This is a genomic window from Ligilactobacillus equi DSM 15833 = JCM 10991, from assembly GCF_001435735.1.
GTDB classification, from domain to species: Bacteria; Bacillota; Bacilli; order Lactobacillales; family Lactobacillaceae; genus Ligilactobacillus; species Ligilactobacillus equi.
Genome location: NZ_AZFH01000134.1, coordinates 267 through 1,246, shown reverse-complemented (window position 1 = coordinate 1,246; position 980 = coordinate 267). Strand labels below are relative to the sequence as shown.

The 980-nt window shown below is 42.6% G+C and carries 1 protein-coding gene; it reads right to left on the bottom strand.

Going from position 1 to position 980, the window contains the following annotated elements; translation table 11 throughout:
* Positions 1 to 193: 193 nt before the first annotated feature.
* Positions 194 to 980: LPXTG cell wall anchor domain-containing protein (locus FC36_RS12200; RefSeq protein ID WP_162257664.1), on the bottom strand; the 787-nt coding region annotated here is incomplete at its 5' end.

Below are 980 nucleotides of genomic sequence, written 5' to 3'. Positions count from 1 at the left end.
TAACCAATTGGATTTCTTCCATCGCTTCTTTTTACGTCTTGTTATGGTGTGCTTACCTTTATCATACCACATAAAACCTTTAATATTTTTCTAAAAATAAATGAGGATTTTATAAGAAACAAAAAAGTAGTGAACATCCAACTATCTTAGGTTGGATTATCCACTACTTAAGTAGACTATTCAGTTTTGTTAACTAGTCTTGTTCTTTTTTCTTTTTGGCACCAAAGCCCAAAAGCATTCCCATTCCAACAAGGGCGGCACCCAAGAGACCTGCTTGTTGACCATTTTCTTCACCAGTTTGTGGTAAAGTCTTCTCTTCTGTTACCTCAGTAACAGAAGCTGCTTGGTCTTTCTTAGCTTTTGCCATTTGACTAGCGCTAGTAGCATTGGCAGTTATGTTTAGGTTAGCAAGTTTAGACTTAGCATCCATAGTTTCTTGGGTTGAATCAGCATTGAAATCGACATTTGTTGCGTCAGTGTCTACGGCTTCGTCACTTAAATTGTTATCAAAGTCGGTATTATTTACAGTTGTATCTTTAACCCCAGTATTGGTGTTGTCACCATTTGGTTCTGTGATTGCACCGTTGTCAGACCCGGTATTCGTGTTATCGACACTTGGTTCTTCTGTTGCGCCGTTGTCAGATCCAGGGTTCGTGTTATCGACATTTGGTTCTTCCGTTGCACCGTTGCCAGATCCAGGGTTCGTGTTATCATCATTTGGTTCTTCCGTTGCACCGTTGCCAGATCCAGGGTTCGTGTTGTCACCACTTGGTTCTTCCGTTGCACCGTTGTCAGACCCGGTATTCGTGTTATCGACACTTGGTTCTTCTGTTGCACCGTTGTCAGATCCAGGGTTCGTGTTGTCACCATTTGGTTCTTCCGTTGCACCGTTGCCAGATCCAGGGTTCGTGTTGTCACCATTTGGTTCTTCTGTTACACCGTTGTCAGACCCAGGATTCGTGTTGTCACCATTTGGTTCC